Source organism: Lelliottia jeotgali, from assembly GCF_977070485.1.
This window is the reverse complement of sequence record NZ_CDRVFO010000003.1, coordinates 407,243-423,359: the sequence shown is the minus strand read 5'-3', so window position 1 is coordinate 423,359 and position 16,117 is coordinate 407,243. Positions and strand designations below refer to the sequence as shown.

General features: G+C 61.7%; 14 protein-coding genes and 1 tRNA gene. 3 read left to right on the top strand and 12 right to left on the bottom strand.

Annotated features, from left to right (window positions below; translation table 11 throughout):
* Positions 1 to 71: 71 nt before the first annotated feature.
* The 7 genes from ACW4TB_RS07025 to ACW4TB_RS06995 form a co-directional block, all read right to left on the bottom strand.
* Entirely contained in the window at positions 72 to 1,076 is a 1,005-nt protein-coding gene (locus ACW4TB_RS07025; RefSeq protein ID WP_279928757.1) for a glycosyl transferase family protein, read from the bottom strand.
* Positions 1,073 to 1,408 carry a TusE/DsrC/DsvC family sulfur relay protein gene (locus ACW4TB_RS07020; protein ID WP_279928759.1) on the bottom strand — a complete coding sequence of 112 codons (336 nt, stop codon included), beginning with the start codon at positions 1,406 to 1,408 and terminating at the stop codon, positions 1,073 to 1,075. The genes ACW4TB_RS07025 and ACW4TB_RS07020 overlap by 4 nt, the downstream gene beginning before the upstream one ends.
* Positions 1,405 to 1,701: a sulfurtransferase complex subunit TusB gene (tusB, locus tag ACW4TB_RS07015; protein ID WP_012315239.1), complete on the bottom strand. Its 297-nt coding sequence runs from the start codon at positions 1,699 to 1,701 to the stop codon at positions 1,405 to 1,407. The genes ACW4TB_RS07020 and tusB overlap by 4 nt, the downstream gene beginning before the upstream one ends.
* Positions 1,701 to 2,060 carry a sulfurtransferase complex subunit TusC gene (gene tusC, locus ACW4TB_RS07010; protein ID WP_279928763.1) on the bottom strand — a complete coding sequence of 120 codons (360 nt, stop codon included), beginning with the start codon at positions 2,058 to 2,060 and terminating at the stop codon, positions 1,701 to 1,703. The genes tusB and tusC overlap by 1 nt, the downstream gene beginning before the upstream one ends.
* Position 2,061: 1 nt before the next feature.
* Positions 2,062 to 2,454: a sulfurtransferase complex subunit TusD gene (tusD, locus tag ACW4TB_RS07005; RefSeq protein ID WP_012315237.1), complete on the bottom strand. Its 393-nt coding sequence runs from the start codon at positions 2,452 to 2,454 to the stop codon at positions 2,062 to 2,064.
* Between the two features lie 85 nt (positions 2,455 to 2,539).
* Positions 2,540 to 3,919, bottom strand: coding sequence for a nucleobase:cation symporter-2 family protein (locus ACW4TB_RS07000; protein ID WP_039604128.1), 1,380 nt, complete (start codon positions 3,917 to 3,919; stop codon positions 2,540 to 2,542).
* A gap of 222 nt (positions 3,920 to 4,141) precedes the next feature.
* Complete coding sequence (locus ACW4TB_RS06995; RefSeq protein WP_012315235.1) at positions 4,142 to 4,813, bottom strand: Bax inhibitor-1/YccA family protein; 672 nt, start codon at positions 4,811 to 4,813, stop codon at positions 4,142 to 4,144.
* A gap of 134 nt (positions 4,814 to 4,947) precedes the next feature.
* Between ACW4TB_RS06995 and ACW4TB_RS06990 the strand changes: the two genes are divergently transcribed.
* Positions 4,948 to 5,035 (top strand) — tRNA-Ser (locus tag ACW4TB_RS06990).
* Between the two features lie 128 nt (positions 5,036 to 5,163).
* Here ACW4TB_RS06990 and ACW4TB_RS06985 read toward each other — a convergent pair.
* The 4 genes from ACW4TB_RS06985 to ACW4TB_RS06970 all read right to left on the bottom strand — a co-directional run bounded on the left by ACW4TB_RS06985 (position 5,164) and on the right by ACW4TB_RS06970 (position 11,148).
* The gene (locus ACW4TB_RS06985; RefSeq protein ID WP_012315234.1) at positions 5,164 to 5,433 is read right to left on the bottom strand and encodes a DUF3077 domain-containing protein; all 270 of its coding nucleotides are present in this window, start codon (positions 5,431 to 5,433) and stop codon (positions 5,164 to 5,166) included.
* Between the two features lie 794 nt (positions 5,434 to 6,227).
* Entirely contained in the window at positions 6,228 to 7,985 is a 1,758-nt protein-coding gene (locus ACW4TB_RS06980; RefSeq protein WP_279928771.1) for an OPT family oligopeptide transporter, read from the bottom strand.
* Positions 7,986 to 8,528: 543 nt separating this feature from the next.
* Positions 8,529 to 9,854, bottom strand: coding sequence for an isocitrate lyase (gene aceA, locus ACW4TB_RS06975; RefSeq protein ID WP_012315229.1), 1,326 nt, complete (start codon positions 9,852 to 9,854; stop codon positions 8,529 to 8,531).
* 493 nt (positions 9,855 to 10,347) lie between these two features.
* A complete protein-coding gene (locus ACW4TB_RS06970; protein WP_455842918.1) occupies positions 10,348 to 11,148 on the bottom strand; it encodes a secretin N-terminal domain-containing protein in 801 nt (266 codons plus the stop codon).
* 75 nt (positions 11,149 to 11,223) lie between these two features.
* Here ACW4TB_RS06970 and ACW4TB_RS06965 point away from each other — a divergent pair, with 75 nt between their 5' ends.
* On the top strand, positions 11,224 to 12,378 hold the full coding sequence (locus ACW4TB_RS06965; protein WP_012315227.1) for an ATP-binding protein: 1,155 nt from the start codon (positions 11,224 to 11,226) through the stop codon (positions 12,376 to 12,378).
* A 102-nt stretch (positions 12,379 to 12,480) separates the two neighbouring features.
* The gene (locus ACW4TB_RS06960) at positions 12,481 to 13,923 is read left to right on the top strand and encodes a SulP family inorganic anion transporter (RefSeq protein WP_279928774.1); all 1,443 of its coding nucleotides are present in this window, start codon (positions 12,481 to 12,483) and stop codon (positions 13,921 to 13,923) included.
* A gap of 50 nt (positions 13,924 to 13,973) precedes the next feature.
* Here the strand turns inward: ACW4TB_RS06960 and fusA are convergent, their stop codons facing one another.
* Positions 13,974 to 16,085, bottom strand: a complete 2,112-nt coding sequence (gene fusA, locus ACW4TB_RS06955; protein WP_012315225.1) for an elongation factor G — start codon at positions 16,083 to 16,085, stop codon at positions 13,974 to 13,976.
* Between the last annotated feature and the right edge of the window lie 32 nt (positions 16,086 to 16,117).

Below are 16,117 nucleotides of genomic sequence, written 5' to 3'. Positions count from 1 at the left end.
TTGTTTGTCGTTGGAGCCCAGTCTAGGGCAAAGCGTTCGAATAAATAGCGCAAAGACTGCGCAAAAATGATCTAGTTATTCGATTGGTTTCGAGCGCCCCAGTAGCCGCGTGCGGTCGCGAAGGCCTGCTCGCGGTTCTGCCCCAAGCCGCGCAACGCCAGTGCCATGGTCGCCACCACGGCCATTTCCCCATAGCTGTCCTCAGCCTCGCCACGCCATACCACCAGCAGTTGTTCTGGCTGCAGGCTTGCAGGTTTTACATGGCGCCGCTCACTCAGCGCCGGCCACTCTTCGTCCCAGTTTTCACCTGCGCTGGTGCCGTACAGGTGGCTGATGACATCCGGGTTGACTTCGATTTCGCCGCCATCGCCCTTGATGACCACCGCATGGTCACCCAGCAGCCGGCTGGCCTCGCGGTGTACGGCCTGGTAACCGGGGTGGAAGATGCTCTGCAGGCCGCAGCGGGCGCTCAGCGGGTTGAGCACGCGGGCCAGCGAATGGATGGGGGAGCGCAGGCCAAGTATGTTGCGCAGGTCGATCATGCGCTGCAGTTGCGGGGCCCAATCGTGCAGCGGGAAAAACGCCAGGCGTTGCTGATCCAGTGCTTGCTCGACAGCAGACCAATCGCGGCAAAGCGCAATGTCCAGCAGGGCCAACAATTGCTCGGTGTACATGCGCCCGGCGGTGTGGGCGCCACCACCGTGCATCAGGATGCGCACGCCGTTGGCGGCCAGGCATTTGGCGGCCAGCAGGAACCAGGGCAGGTGGCGCTTCTTGCCGGCATAGCTGGGCCAGTCCAGGTCGACAGCGATGCGTGGTGCCTGCAGTTGGGCGCGCAGGGCCTCGGTAAAGCCGGCCAGCTCCTCGGCGCTCTCTTCCTTGTGCCGCAGCAGCATGAGGAAGGCACCGAGCTGGGTGTCTTCAACCTTGCCTTCAAGCAGCAGGGCCATGGCGGCTCGGGCTTCCTCACGGGTGAGGCTGCGGGCACCGCGTTTGCCTTTGCCAAGGATGCGCACGAATTCGGCGAACGGGTGTTCGGCCGGGGTTTGAAGGGTGAGCGGGCGAGCGTCTGTCATATGCAATTGGTCGGCTTGGGCAGGCCCGCCAGCTTGGCGGCAAGTTTGGCGGGGGTGCCGTTGAACAGGCGGTTGAGGTGCGGGCTGTTACCCTTTTCAGGGCCCAGCTTCAGCGCTGTGTACTTGATCAGCGGGCGCGTGGCCGGAGACAGCTGGAATTCCTCATAGAACTGGCGTAGCAGTTCGAGCACTTCCCAGTGGTCGGCGGTCAGGGCAATGCTTTCGCGCGCGGCCAGTGCCTCGGCGACGGCGTGGGACCAGTCTTGCAGGTCGACCAGAAAGCCGTCCTTGTCCAGGGCGATTGCCTGGTTGTCTACGGTCAGGGTGTTCATAGCCAGCTGTTGACCTTGTCATAGTGCAGCGACAACGCGACGAACGCTGGGTAGTCCACGGCCTTGGCCAGCCCGCTGCTGACGCCGCGCGCCTGCAGGTCTTCGTCGAGGGCGAACAGGCGTTGTTCCAGCGCTGCCGCCTGCAGCAGGCGCTGTGGTTCGCTGCCGTCACGCAGGGCATAAACCGCATCGCCGCACAGCAGCAAGGCATCTTCGCCGCCGAGCAGGCGCAGGCAACTGCCCAGGCGATCATCGCCGAAGGGCGAGTGGGATATCACATGCAAAGTCGGCATCAGAGCGTCACCACTTGGTCGAAACGGGCAATCAGTGCCTTCAGGGCCGTGTCGTCCAGCACCTCAACGGGCAGGTCCAGGGTGTCGACAGCAAGCCCGCGAAGGGCCAGGCTGTGCTGGCAGGCGAACAGCTCCTCTACACCGAACATCGGCAGTGCCTGCAGGTTGGCGGCCAGATTCTTTTGTTGCACAGCCGCCGGTTGCTGATCAGGGGCAAGCTGGAACACGCCGTCATCGAGGAACAGCATGCCCAGTGGCAGATCGAAAGCGCCGCCGGCCAATGCGATGTCCAGCGCTTCGCGGGCAGATGGGCCGCTCCAGGGTGCCTGGCGGCTGATGATCAACAGGGATTTGGCCATTTCAATCGCCTCCAAAGCAGACCAGGCGGTCGGCCAGCTGTGCTGCTTCATGCAACTGGCCCAGGCCGGACAGCTCCCACGGTTTGGGCAGGTTCACCGCCGGGCGCTGGTAGCGGCTGGCTTCGGCCTCGTCGAGCACGCCGCGGCGCAAGGCAGCGGCGATACACACCACGGCGTCCAGCTGGTGCTGCTCGACAAAAGCGCGCCACTGGGCGGCGATGTCCTGTTCGTCCTGGGGCGCGACCACGTTGGCCGAGGCGCTGTGAACACCGTCCTGATAGAAGAACAACCGGGCAATCTCATGCCCGCCGGCCAGCACCGCCTCGGCGTAGCGCAAGGCGCGCCGCGAGGAGGGCGCATGGGCCGGGGAAAAAACCGCGATAGCGAATTTCATGGGCAACTCGTGTAAAGGAATACGGCCATGATAAAGCAAAAAGCCCGCGCGGGTGGGCGCGGGCTGGTTGGCCGGGGCGGGGCTATCAGGCGTGTTCCTTGCTCTCTGGCAGGAACCAGTTCAGCACCAGGGCGCAGATGCCACCGGTGGCAACGCCCGACTCCAGTACGTTACGAATGGCCGCCGGCATGTGCGCCAGGAACTCCGGCACCTGGGCCACGCCCAAGCCCAACGCCAACGACACGGCGATGATCAGCAGTGCACGGCGGTCCAGACGCGTGCTGGCCAGAATGTTGATGCCCGAAGCGGCCACGGCACCGAACATGACCATGGCCGCGCCGCCCAGCACAGGCTCAGGCACAGCCTGAATCACGCCGGCAACACTCGGGAACAAGCCCAGTACCACCAGCATCACGGCAATCCAGATACCGATGTGGCGGCTGGCGATGCCGGTCAGCTGAATGACCCCGTTGTTCTGCGCGAAGATCGAGCTGGGGAAGGTGTTGAACAGGCCTGCCAGCAGCGAGTTGGCGCCGTTGACCAGCACGCCGCCCTTGATGCGCTGCATCCACACCGGGCCTTCGACCGGTTGGCGCGAGACCTTGCTGGTGGCTGTAACGTCGCCGATGGCTTCGAGCGAGGTCACCAGGTAGATCACCAGCATCGGGATGAACAGCGCCCACGAGAAACCGAGGCCAAAGTGCAGCGGCGTCGGTACCTGGAACAGTGCCGCTTCATGCATGCCGGTGAAGTCCAGCCGGCCGAGGTAACCTGCCAAGGCGTAACCCACCGCCAGGGCGATGACGATGGCGCAGCTGCGCATCCACACCACCGGAATGCGGTTCAGGACTACGATGATTGCCAGCACCACGCCCGACAGCAGCAGGTTTTCGCCATTGGCGAAGGTGCCATTGGCCATGGCGCCAAAGCCGCCGCCCATGCTGATCAAACCGACCTTGATCAGGGTCAGGCCGATCATCAGCACCACAATGCCCGTCACCAATGGCGTGATCAGACGCTTGACGAAGGGCAGGATGCGCGACACGCCCATCTCGACGAACGAGCCTGCGATCACCACGCCGAAGATCGCTGCCATCACGCTTTCGACAGGCGTGCCCTGCTTGACCATCAGCGCACCGCCGGCAATCAGTGGGCCGACAAAGTTGAAGCTGGTGCCCTGCACGATCAGCAAGCCCGCGCCAAACGGCCCAAACCGCTTGCACTGCACGAAGGTGGCGATACCCGAGATAACCAGCGACATCGACACGATCAGGTTGGTATCACGCGCCGAAACACCCAGCGCCTGGCAGATCAGCAGGCCCGGGGTCACGATCGGCACGATGATCGCCAGCAGGTGCTGCAGCGCCGCCAGCAGGCCGATAAGCAGCCGTGGCTTGTCCTCGAGGCCAAGCACCAGTTCGTTGGCAGGCGCATCCGCGCCCGGGCTGTGTTCGTGTGAGCTCATCGGTGAAGCTGCCCCGGAAGAAAAAAGGAGCGCATTCTACGGGGTGAAGGGGGATTGCGGTAGTGGCGCGCACGATGGCAGCAAGATCGGCGAGCATTCGGGTAATAACCTGACTTTTAGGTCAGCTGGCACCGAAAGGGCGGGCTACAGCATCCAGGCCTGCACATACCCACAAAAAAGCCCGCCGAAGCGGGCTTTTTCAACGGGCTCAAGCAACCGGTATCAGTCGTCACGACCCATGATGCCGAACAGTTGCAGCAAGCTGACAAACAGGTTGTAGATCGATACATACAGGCTGATGGTCGCCATGATGTAGTTACGCTCACCGCCGTGGATGATCGCGCTGGTCTGGAACAGAATGCAGACCGACGAGAACAGCACGAAGCCAGCGCTGATCGCTAGTTGCAGGCCGCTGATCTGGAAGAAGAAGCTGGCCACTACGGCGCCCAGCAGGACGAAGAAGCCGGCGGTGATGAAACCGCTGAGGAAGCTCATGTCCTTGCGAGAAATCAGCACATAGGCCGACAGGCCACCGAACACCAGGGCCGTCATGGCGAAGGCCGAGCTGACCACCTCAGCGCCACCGGCCATGCCCAGGTAACGGTTGAGGATTGGGCCGAGGATGAAGCCCATGAAGCCGGTGAGAGCGAAGGTGGAAACCAGGCCCCAGACCGAATCACGCAGTTTGTTGGTGAGGAAGAACAGGCCGTAGAAGCCGATCAGCACCACGAAGATGTTCGGGTAGCCGACACGCATCTGCTGGGCAACGAAAGCCATAACACCGCTGAAGGCGAGGGTGAGTGCCAGCAGGCTGTAGGTGTTGCGCAGGACCTTGCTGACCTCGCGCTGCTCGACCTGTTGGCCGCTGTGTACGGCATAATCCTGTTCGCGCATGGCGACACTCCTTGGTAAACCTGTGGTTTTGGAACGTTCAGATGCTAGGAGTCTATCAGAGCTCCTGCAACCGGCGACATAGAGAGTTTGACAGCGTGTTTCATTACGGTATTATGGCGGCCGCAAAACAAGCTGGAAGCGTGGCCGAGTGGTTTAAGGCAACGGTCTTGAAAACCGTCGATGGGCAACTATCCTAGAGTTCGAATCTCTACGCTTCCGCCATATTCTCAGCAAAAGCCCCGATTATTCGGGGCTTTTGCGTTTCTGGGGTTGGGGATGCCGATAGGCGTGGGCCTTTAAGTTAAAGGCGGGAAATGCTTTGTCTACTCGTCTCGCGTCGTGCCTCTTTCTCAGTGCATCATCCCCAACTCGGCATCATCCATCAGCGCCTTGGCCAACGCACTCAAGTAATGCGCTGCCCAGACCATCATCGGTTTCTCATCCATCACACCGATGACCGTCAATTCCCGCACATAGCCCATCAGTTCCGAAGCTTGCTCCCGGGCATCCTGGCAGGGAATGCCGGCTTCGATGCGAAACAGTGGATGGGTCTGGTTTTCACCTTGAAAGAAGGTGGTTTTGCCCACAGTGGTTTTTACGTTCGGCTCATCGCTAGTCATTGGTCTCTCCCAAGCCTTCAGGGCCTGGGCGGGCACCTTCGCGGGTAAGCTGCGCCCTTTGTCGCGACACCGGCCTCACTCAATGCCGCGCACCCGTGGCAGCCGGCTTGCCGGCGATAGAGCCAGCCCAGGCAACACAGGGTTATCGATTTAGTGCAGCGTTCGCGGCTCAGCCGGCATCTGGACCTGAATCAATGCCGCCTCGAGCAGCACACGCAGCGACTCGAGTTCATGTGTTGACGCCATCATCAGGGCCGACGCAGGCGACCGCGGCTGAACCAGCATTGCCTGATGCGTAACGGCTAGCGCGCAGTTAGCGAAGTCTGCGGCCTGGATGAGAGTGTCTTCGAGAGAGTGAAGGGCGTGGGGTGGATCAGGAACCATCTTCAACATCGCTTATTACCTCTATGGATGCCGTCACCTCGCCGCTGTCAAACAGAAGGGTGGTAGCTGTACGTGGGTTGACAGACCGGCGGAATAAGCAAAGTTCCGGCGCACGCAAGCGTGCCCCACGCACAGCCACCATAGAAGGAAAGCCATGTGCTTAAACCGTTACGGCCTGTCAAAGCCGTGTCGCTGATGTGCAGCAACAGGCCGAGACTAGAGCGCCAGCAGGGCGACCGCAACGGAAAACAGGCGGCTGAAGTATGTTTGGGAAATGGACTACAAGAAAGGGAAAAAATCTGATTTCCGGACACAAACGGAAACCAGGCGGACCCAGAACTGACCTTTACTCAGGGCCGCCAAAAGTAAAGCGCTGCCTCATGCCGTGTTCGCGATGCTGTTTCGTACAGCTACAGCGTCCGTAGCATCTCCCAGAACGATGCCCCTACGCCCGTGATGCTTTCACCGGCAATCAACCCAGCTGCCGCTGTGATCGCAAAGCGCTCCGTGACGCTCGGCCACCGGCAGTTGACCAGCCATGTGAGCACTGCGCCAAAACCCATCATCATCGCGATCGACGCCGGCAATATGAATGCCAGCCCCAGTGCGGCGGTACTCGGCAGCCAGCGGGCCGCCCGTTGTGGTAGCAGGCTGTCCAGCGTGCCCAACAGCACGCCTACAACGCTGCCGACCAAAATCGCCCAGCGAATCTCCGACGACAGCGCTCCCAGCCCAACTGTCAGCGTCTGGGCCACCGCTTTCCAGGTCGCGACAGCCGGGGCAGGCCACTGCTCGGTAAGCAGCATGGCCTGCGGATCCGGTATCAGCATCAGGTAAACCAGCACGCCGACCACGCTGCCGATGAAAATACCGATGCATTGGGCAACGAGTTGCTTGTGCGGGGTCGCGCCGATCGCCAAGCCAACCTTGAAGTCGTTCATCAGGTCAGTGGATTGTCCGGCCGCGCCCCCCGCCGTGTTGGCGCTCATCAGGTTGATGGCCACCTGGCCGGGGGCGATCAAGCCGAAGCCGAGCTGCGACAGTTTGCCAATGGCGCCAATCGGTGCGATGCCGGTGGCCCCCGCGACGCGCGCGGCGACGACGGCAAGGCAAATCGCCAAAGGAATGCTCAACAACGCCATCCACCAGTCGATCCCGAACAGCAGCGCCTGCAGGGCGACGACCAGAGCGACGGATAGCAGCAGGCCGGATGCAGGCCCTGGCGACAAGCGTATTCTGGCGCGCGGTGCCCGATGTGCAGGCGCGTTTGCAGGCAACCGCCGTGACACTCGGAACAGACGAACTGCCAATGAAGTCAGGGTCGCACAGACCATCAGGCTTACGCCCGGCCACAACAGCCACTCCACCAGCGCCGCGAACTGGGGGCCGCTGGCGTTCGGGGCGATCACTACCAATGCGTGATCGATCAGCCACGGCGCTAGCCCGCCCCAGGCCAGCGCGGCGCCAAACAGCAACGTCAGGCCCACGCGAATGCCGATGATGCCGCCAAAACCGATGAGCAACAGCGAAGGATCGACAGTAAAGGTCAGGCGCTCGAGCGCAGGCGTGGGTGCCCAGCGTGGTATCGCCCAGACGAAGCCGTCAATCCACTTCACCAGCCCTGACAGCAGCGCGGCACCGCAGAGAACCTTGATGCGAGACATGGCTTCGCGCCCATGATGGTAAATCTGCTGCAGCGTTTCCAGGGTCGCCATGCCTTCGGGGAACATCAGGTCATGGTCGTTGAGCAAGGCGGGGCGCAGATACCAGGCGATCCAGATGCCCAGGAAGCTTACCGAGAAAACCCAGGCCATCATCGGCAGCGGGTCCAGTTGGTGGCCGGTGAGCAGCGTATAGGCCGGGATCGGCGCCACCAGCCCGCCGGAAATGATGGAAGCGGCGGCCGACGCCACAGTCTGGTTGATGTTGCTTTCGTGCAACGTCCAAACGGGCCGCTCCTTCTTGCGGCCCGCGATACCCTGCCACAGGGCGAAGCCGACCAGCAAAGCGATGATCGACATGTTGAATGACCAGCCGATCCTGAGCCCGGCATAGACATTCGAAGGCGTGAGCAAAATGCCCAGCACCGCGCCGGTGAGCACAGCCCGCAGGCTCAGCTCACGTTCGATGCGAACCCTTGGTAGGGCGGCGGCTGGAGCATGTCCCATTGCAAATCCCTTTCTAGATGGCGCGAGCGCTGTCTGCACAACTGAGCCCGCAAAGCCATGAAGGTTCAGTAGCAGCCAGTGTGACCCGGCCGGGAAAGAGATTTGAAAAATATTGACCCGGTTTGGCTATCTGCCAGTTATTGCGGTGCGCCGATGGGTAGCGCTTTTGAAATGGACGGTGCAATGGGCGATGAGACAAGCCACTGCAAATCGTGAGCAAAAGAAAGCCCGCCGGGAGGGGCGGGCAAAGGAGCGTCTATCACGTAGGGATAGCTTTAGTCTCTGCCTGGTGCCGTGAAAATTGAGTGAAAGAAAAGTCAGTGCGATGTGACGTGCGTCATTCTCATAACGGCTGCTACACCTGTCATCGCTCTTGGCGCTGCTGTAGCGCAATGCCGAAACCCCTCTGGCATGAAGGTTTCAGATCTGCGTGGGCTCATTCGAGCCGGGGAAAACCGATTTTCTGAAAACAACCAGAAACCTGAACTAAAAAGCCCGGGGCTTTCACAAGCCCCGGGCCCTTTCTTCAGCAGCAAACCACTATCAGTGGAACTGCTCTTCCTCGGTCGAACCGGTCAGTGCCGTCACCGAGGATGCGCCACCCTGAATCACGGTGGTCATGTCGTCGAAGTAGCCGGTGCCCACTTCCTGCTGGTGCGCCACGAAGGTGTAGCCTTTGCTGGCGTCGGCGAATTCCTGCTCCTGCAGCTTCACGTAGGCGGTCATGTCGTTGCGGGCGTAGTCGTGCGCCAGGTTGAACATGCCGTGCCACATGTTGTGGATACCAGCCAGGGTGATGAACTGGTGTTTGTAGCCCATGGCCGACAGCTCGCGCTGGAATTTGGCGATGGTGGCGTCGTCCAGGTTCTTCTTCCAGTTGAAGGAAGGCGAGCAGTTGTACGACAGCAGTTGGTCCGGGTATTCCTTCTTGATCGCTTCGGCGAAGCGGCGTGCTTCGTCCAGGTCTGGCTTGGCGGTTTCGCACCAGATCAGGTCGGCGTATGGCGCGTAGGCAAGGCCGCGGGCGATGGCCTGATCGAGGCCGGCGCGGACCTTGTAGAAGCCTTCACGGGTACGCTCACCGATCACGAACGGCTGGTCGTACGGGTCGCAGTCGCTGGTCAGCAGGTCGGCGGCGTTGGCGTCGGTGCGGGCCAGGATGATGGTCGGTACGCCCGATACGTCAGCGGCCAGGCGCGCTGCAACCAGCTTCTGCACGGCTTCCTGGGTAGGTACCAGGACCTTGCCGCCCATGTGGCCACACTTTTTCACCGAGGCCAGCTGGTCTTCGAAGTGCACGCCGGCGGCGCCCGCTTCGATCATGTTCTTCATCAGTTCGTAGGCGTTCAACACGCCGCCGAAACCGGCCTCAGCGTCTGCCACGATTGGCGCGAAGTAGTCGATGTAGCCTTCGTCGCCCGGGTTCTTGCCGGCTTTCCACTGGATCTGGTCGGCGCGGCGGAACGAGTTGTTGATGCGCTTGACCACAGTCGGTACGGAGTCGACCGGGTACAGCGACTGGTCAGGGTACATGGACTCGGCCGAGTTGTTGTCGGCGGCCACCTGCCAGCCAGACAGGTAGATGGCCTGGATGCCGGCCTTGACCTGCTGCACTGCCTGGCCGCCGGTCAGGGCGCCCATGCAGTTGACGAAATCTTTTTCTGGGCGGAAGGACGGGTGGGCACCCTCGGTGACCAGCTTCCACAGTTTTTCTGCACCCAGGCGGGCCAGGGTGTGCTCCGGCTGCAGGGAGCCACGCAGGCGAACGACATCGGCGGCGGTGTAGGTACGGGTCACGCCTTTCCAGCGCGGGTTTTCGGCCCAGTCTTTCTCGAGGGCTGCAATTTGCTGTTCGCGTGTCAGTGCCATGGAAATAAACCTCGTCGCATCGATCTTGGGGTAATTGTGCTGATGCTCACGAAGCGAATCAGGGGTGTGGCGGCTGTCCTGTTCGGGGGAGTGCGGCGGCAAACGCGAAGGCTCGAAGGGGGAAGGAGTTGCAGCCTGGGCGAGGACATGCGCCAGCAGGTCGGCTCGTGGATGCCTTGCTGCGGTGCTACGCGATTGCCAGAACTGCGGTGATGCGCTTCCGTCCCTCGGGACAACTTCTTCGTTGCAGTCGCAATCCCGTCGAACCGCCTTGTGGGCCGTATAGACCCGAGGTGCCTCCAGGGGTGGGAGGAGGGCGCCTCGAAGGCCCTTGCCAGGGCCCCTGATTAGCGGGAGCGAGGCCATCATGCCCTTGGGAAAAAGAGCCTGTCAAATGTTTTGTAGTGCTTTTTTGGGCTTACTACATCTTTGGTCTAATGCGACTTGTTGGTCAGTTTCAAGGCCTTTGGTCGAGGCCTTGATTTGCCTGGGATCAGTCGAGAAGGTCGACTTTGACACGTAAAGTCATGTTTTCACCCCGTTGGGTGCTGTATGTGCGGCTTGACGCGCTGAGATCGGCCTGGCTCTGCTGGTTGAACCCAGCAAGGGTAATCCACTCGCCGAGCTTGCCGGTGACCGTCGTGTCGGTACTTTGTACTTTCACTACATCAGCACGTTCATGGCTCATTCGGTCATTATTGGTGCTTATTTGTAGGCGAACGGTTTCGCCGATGAGGCTTGGGGTCACGTAGAAACCCTGGGTCACATTACGGTATTCGGTGTTGCTCTGGATGCGCCCATAGCCGTCGGTGCTGGTACTGGTGACCGGGATGCTCTGGCCGACCTGGATCAGCGCCTGTTGGCCTTCGCTGGCCTGGACCTGTTGCAGGCCACCATCCCGGTTGCTGGTGCCGTAATGGATGATGCGCGCGTTGCCACGGTTGTCCTGATAGTTGCTGTCGTTGTTGTCGACGCTGATCATCAGGCGCTTGGGCGCGGTGTCCAGCTGTTGCAGCAGGGCGCGCAGGTCGTCTACGCGTTCGGGGCTGGCAGTGACGATCAACTTGTTCTCGAAGGCGCTGACGCTACCGTCCTTGCCAATGAACGACTGGGCGGCGGGCAGCAGTTCGGCGCTGCTGCGGTGCTGCAGCGGCAGCACTTCGGTGGCGGCTTGGGCGGCCAGGCTGGCGGCCAGCAGCAGGGAAGTTAAAAGGGGGCGTAGCGCCATGTCCATGATCTCCGCAGGTGGAATCAACATGATGGCAAAATTGCGCGACTCGTGCCGGTTGTCCATCACAAGGTGTCTTTTATCCTGGATTTATTCTATAAGATATAAACTATAGTCATCTGGATAATTCAGGATATTGCCATGAGCCTTGCCCGCCCGATCTTCCGCCGCGAACAGTTGGCTCAAGCCTTGGTAAGGGACCTGGCTGGCGAATCGTTCGTCGACTACAGCTCGGGTATGTTTCTCGCTGCGCCAAGGCGCACGGGCAAGAGCACGTTCCTGAACAACGACTTCATTCCAGCCTGCCTGGAGCGAGGCTGGCTGCCGGTGTATGTCGACCTGTGGTCTGACCGTGATGCCGACCCCGCCGAGTTGATCAGCGGTGCCATCGGCAGCGCTCTGGCGCGTTTTGAAAGCACCTTGGCCAAAACCGCGAAGAAGGCGGGTATCGATAAGATCAACCTGCTGCGTACGCTCAGCTGGGATTTCACTCGGCCGCAGCTGCCCGCCGGTACCACGCTGGCCCAGGCGCTTGCGGTGCTGCATCAGGTGTGTGGGCAAATGGTGGTGCTGGTAGTGGATGAGGCGCAGCATGCCCTTAACAGCGAGGGTGGGCTGAACGCCATGTTCGCGCTCAAGGCGGCGCGCGACCACCTCAACCGGGGTGACCGCCCCGATGGTCTGCGCCTGGTGTTTACCGGGTCCAGCCGGGACAAGCTGGCCAATCTGGTGCTCAAGAGCAAGCAGCCATTCTATGGCGCCAGCATCACTGCGTTTCCGCTGTTGGGGCGGGACTTCGTCGACTTCGTGACCGGTGTCTGGAATGGCCGTCTGGCGGCCAGCAACCAGTTCAAGGCCGAGGATCTGGAGTATGCCTTTGAGCGTGTTGGCCGGCGCCCGGAGATGCTAGGCAAGCTGCTCACCGAGGTGAGTATCGGGCTGGGCGAGGCAGGCAACCTTGGCGAGCTGCTGCGCACCGGTGCGCTGAACCATCAGGCCGGGGTGTGGAGCGACTACGAAAGTGCCTGGAACGAGCTGTCTGCCTTGCAGCAGGCGGTACTGGCGGTGATGGCCGAGCGCACGCTGGCCCGGCAGCCGTTCTCGCCCTTCACCGAACAGACCTTCATCGACGTCAATCGCAAGCTGGAACAGGCTGCTGCCGAAGCCAACGCCACGACACCTAATGTGCAAAAAGCCCTGGATGCCTTGCGGGAAAAGGAGCTGGTGTGGAAGGCCAATCGCGGCGAGTACGCGCTGGAGGATGTGGCCATGGCCGAGTGGCTGGCGCGCGGCTAGGGCTGGGCTGCTCGCGGTGGTCACTGCCAGACAAATTCCGTAACATCCCGCCCTTCGTTTGTTTTCAGTACCGGCCGCCTGGCCCTGCATCACAGGACACCCATGAAACCCGCCCGACTTCGCGCCGACCTGCTCGCCGGCCTGACCACTTCATTCGCTCTGGTCCCCGAGTGCATCGCCTTCGCCCTGGTGGCGCACCTCAACCCGCTGATGGGCCTGTACGGCGCCTTCATCATCTGTACCCTCACCGCGCTGTTCGGCGGCCGCCCGGGCATGATCTCCGGTGCTGCCGGCTCGATGGCGGTGGTGATCGTCGCCCTGGTGGTGCAGCACGGTGCGCAGTATTTGCTGGCCACCGTGCTGTTGGGCGGTGTGGTGATGATCCTGTTCGGCCTGCTGCGCCTGGGCAAGCTGGTGCGCCTGGTGCCTTACCCGGTGATGCTTGGCTTCGTCAACGGCCTGGCGATCGTCATCGCCATGGCCCAGCTGGAGCATTTCAAGACGGGTGAGCAGTGGCTCAGCGGCACGCCCCTTTGGCTGATGATCGGCCTGGTGGCACTGACCATGCTGGTGGTATACGTGCTGCCAAGGCTGACCCGCGCCGTGCCGCCAGCGCTGGTGGCGATCCTCGGCGTTGGCCTTTTGGTGTACCTGCTCGACCTGCCAACCCGCACCCTCGGCGACATGGCGCACATCGCTGGTGGGCTGCCGACGCTGGCCCTGCCGGGCGTGCCCTGGAACCTGGAAACGCTGAAGATCATCGCCCCTTACGCGGTGCTGATGGCCATGGTCGGCTTGCTGGAGACCTTGCTGACCCTGAACCTCACCGACGAGATCACCGAGAGCCGCGGCTACCCGGATCGCGAGTGCGTGGCCTTGGGTGCGGCCAACATGGTTTCAGGCTTGTGCGGTGGCATGGGCGGCTGCGCGATGATCGGCCAGACGGTGATCAACCTCAGCTCCAATGGCCGCGGCCGGCTGTCCGGCGTGGTGGCGGGGGTGATGATCCTGCTGTTCGTGTTGTTCCTGTCGCCGCTGATCGAGCGTATCCCGTTGGCGGCGCTGGTCGGGGTGATGTTCGTGGTCGCCCAGCAGACGTTCGCGTGGGCGTCCTTGCGCGTGCTGCACAAAGTGCCGGTGAGCGATGTGCTGGCGATCATTGCCGTGACGGTGGTCACGGTGTTCACCGACCTGGCCACGGCCGTACTGTTCGGCATCGTCATCGCGGCGGTGAATTTTGCCTGGCAGCATGCTCGGGAGCTGTACGCCGACAGCCATGAGGACGCCGAGGGGGTCAAGCATTACCAGGTGCATGGCACGCTGTTCTTCGCCTCGGTCACGCCGTTTCTAAACCAGTTCGACCCGGCGGGTGACCCGGCCAAGGTTACCTTGGACTGCCAACACGTGAGCTTCGTCGATTATTCGGCAATTGCTGCATTGAAGACCTTGCGCGAGCGGTATGCCAAGGCGGGCAAGCAGCTGCGGGTGGTGCATCTGTCCGAGCGCTGCAAGAAACTGTTGAAGCGGGCAGGCGAGCAGCACTGAGTTTTTGCGGGGGCTGTGCTGGCCCTATCGCCGGCATAGCCCTCGCGGCTTCACTCCCCGCGATTCTTCTTCACAATCCCGTCAGCAATGCTCGCCGGCGCCTCGGCATAACGGGTGAACTCCATCGTGTAGCTGGCCCGCCCTTGGGTCATCGAACGCATCGAGGTGGCGTAGCCGAACATTTCTCCCAGCGGCACCTCGGCACGGATCACCTTGCCGGCAGGGGTCTCGTCGCCATCCTGGATCATGCCGCGGCGCCGGCTCAGGTCGCCCATGATGTCGCCCTGGTATTCCTCGGGCGTGACCACCTCGACCTTCATTACCGGCTCCAGCAACACCGCTCCGCCTTTTTGCGACAGCTGCTTGGTGGCCATGGAAGCGGCGATCTTGTAGGCCATCTCGTTGGAGTCGACGTCGTGATAGGAGCCGTCGAACACCGCAGCCTTGAGGCTGATCAGCGGGTAGCCGGCAAGCACGCCGTTTTTCATCTGCTCCTCGATGCCTTTCTGGATCGCCGGGATGTACTCGCGGGGTACTACACCGCCAACGATCTCGTTGATGAACTCCAGGCCTTCCTTGCCTTCATCGCCCGGCGCAAAGCGGATCCAGCAGTGCCCATACTGGCCGCGCCCGCCGGACTGGCGAACGAAGCGGCCCTCGATCTCGCAGGTGTTGCGGATCTTCTCGCGGTAGGCCACTTGGGGCTTGCCGATATTGGCCTCGACGTTGAACTCACGCCGCATGCGGTCGACGATGATGTCCAGGTGCAGTTCGCCCATGCCTGAAATGATGGTCTGGCCGGTCTCCTCATCGGTGCGCACGCGGAACGAGGGGTCTTCCTGGGCAAGCTTGCCCAGGGCGATGCCCATTTTCTCCTGGTCGGCTTTGGTTTTGGGTTCTACGGCTACGGAGATCACCGGGTCCGGGAAGTCCATGCGCTCGAGGATGATCGGTTTGTCCATGTCGCACAGCGTGTCGCCGGTCGTCACGTCCTTCATGCCGATGAGGGCGGCGATGTCGCCGGCGCATACATCCTTGATTTCTGCACGTTGGTTGGCATGCATCTGCACCATTCGGCCGATGCGTTCCTTCTTGCCTTTGACCGAATTGAGCACTGCGTTGCCGGAACTGAGCACGCCGGAGTACACCCGGGCAAACGTGAGCGTGCCGACGAACGGGTCGGTGGCGATCTTGAACGCCAGGGCCGAAAACGGTTCGTTGTCGTCGGCGTGGCGCTCCAGATGTTTGTCTTCGTCGTCCGGGTCGGTGCCCTTGATTGCCGGGATCTCCGAGGGCGCTGGCAGGTAGTCGATCACCGCATCGAGCATCAGCGGCACGCCTTTGTTCTTGAACGAAGAGCCGAGTATGGTCGGCACGATTTCGTTGGCAATGGTGCGCTGGCGCAGGGCGGCCTTGATCTCGTCGATGCTTAGCTCCTCGCCATCGAGAAACTTGGTGGTCAACTCATCATTGGCCTCGGCTGCCGCTTCGACCATGTGCGCGCGCCATTCGTCGGCCAGTGCCTTGAGTTCGTCCGGGATTTCTTCTTCGCGATAGGTGGTGCCATGGTCGGCGTCGTTCCAGTAGATCGCCTTCATCTTCACCAGGTCGATCTGGCCGATGAAGTTCTCTTCGCTGCCGATGGCCAGCTGGATCGGTACCGGGTGGTGCCCCAGGCGCTTGTCGATCTGTTTGACCACGCGCAAGAAGTCCGCGCCTTGGCGGTCCATCTTGTTGATATAGGCCAGGCGCGGGACGTGATACTTGTTGGCCTGGCGCCACACCGTCTCGGACTGCGGCTCTACACCGTCGGCACCGCTGAACACCACCACGGCGCCATCGAGCACGCGCAGCGAACGTTCCACCTCGATGGTGAAGTCGACGTGGCCTGGGGTATCGATGATGTTGAAACGGTACTTGTCGGCGAACTGCTTGGTCGAGCCCTGCCAGAAGGCCGTGGTCGCCGCCGAGGTGATGGTGATGCCGCGTTCCTGTTCCTGCGCCATCCAGTCCATGGTCGCGGCGCCATCGTGCACCTCGCCCATCTTGTGGTTGACCCCGGTGTAGAACAGGATGCGCTCGGTGGTCGTGGTCTTGCCGGCATCCACGTGGGCGACGATACCAATGTTGCGGTACAGCTCGATGGGCGTTGTGCGGGCCATGACGGACTACCTGCGGATGAGCGGATTCTCCC

Coding starts and splice junctions, on each gene's coding strand:
- ACW4TB_RS07025 (WP_279928757.1), bottom strand. CDS start 1,076: ATGACAGACGCTCGCCCGCTCACCCTTCAAACCCCGGCCGAACACCCG.
- ACW4TB_RS07020 (WP_279928759.1), bottom strand. CDS start 1,408: ATGAACACCCTGACCGTAGACAACCAGGCAATCGCCCTGGACAAGGAC.
- tusB (WP_012315239.1), bottom strand. CDS start 1,701: ATGCCGACTTTGCATGTGATATCCCACTCGCCCTTCGGCGATGATCGC.
- tusC (WP_279928763.1), bottom strand. CDS start 2,060: ATGGCCAAATCCCTGTTGATCATCAGCCGCCAGGCACCCTGGAGCGGC.
- tusD (WP_012315237.1), bottom strand. CDS start 2,454: ATGAAATTCGCTATCGCGGTTTTTTCCCCGGCCCATGCGCCCTCCTCG.
- ACW4TB_RS07000 (WP_039604128.1), bottom strand. CDS start 3,919: ATGAGCTCACACGAACACAGCCCGGGCGCGGATGCGCCTGCCAACGAA.
- ACW4TB_RS06995 (WP_012315235.1), bottom strand. CDS start 4,813: ATGCGCGAACAGGATTATGCCGTACACAGCGGCCAACAGGTCGAGCAG.
- ACW4TB_RS06985 (WP_012315234.1), bottom strand. CDS start 5,433: ATGACTAGCGATGAGCCGAACGTAAAAACCACTGTGGGCAAAACCACC.
- ACW4TB_RS06980 (WP_279928771.1), bottom strand. CDS start 7,985: ATGGGACATGCTCCAGCCGCCGCCCTACCAAGGGTTCGCATCGAACGT.
- aceA (WP_012315229.1), bottom strand. CDS start 9,854: ATGGCACTGACACGCGAACAGCAAATTGCAGCCCTCGAGAAAGACTGG.
- ACW4TB_RS06970 (WP_455842918.1), bottom strand. CDS start 11,148: ATGGACAACCGGCACGAGTCGCGCAATTTTGCCATCATGTTGATTCCA.
- ACW4TB_RS06965 (WP_012315227.1), top strand. CDS start 11,224: ATGAGCCTTGCCCGCCCGATCTTCCGCCGCGAACAGTTGGCTCAAGCC.
- ACW4TB_RS06960 (WP_279928774.1), top strand. CDS start 12,481: ATGAAACCCGCCCGACTTCGCGCCGACCTGCTCGCCGGCCTGACCACT.
- fusA (WP_012315225.1), bottom strand. CDS start 16,085: ATGGCCCGCACAACGCCCATCGAGCTGTACCGCAACATTGGTATCGTC.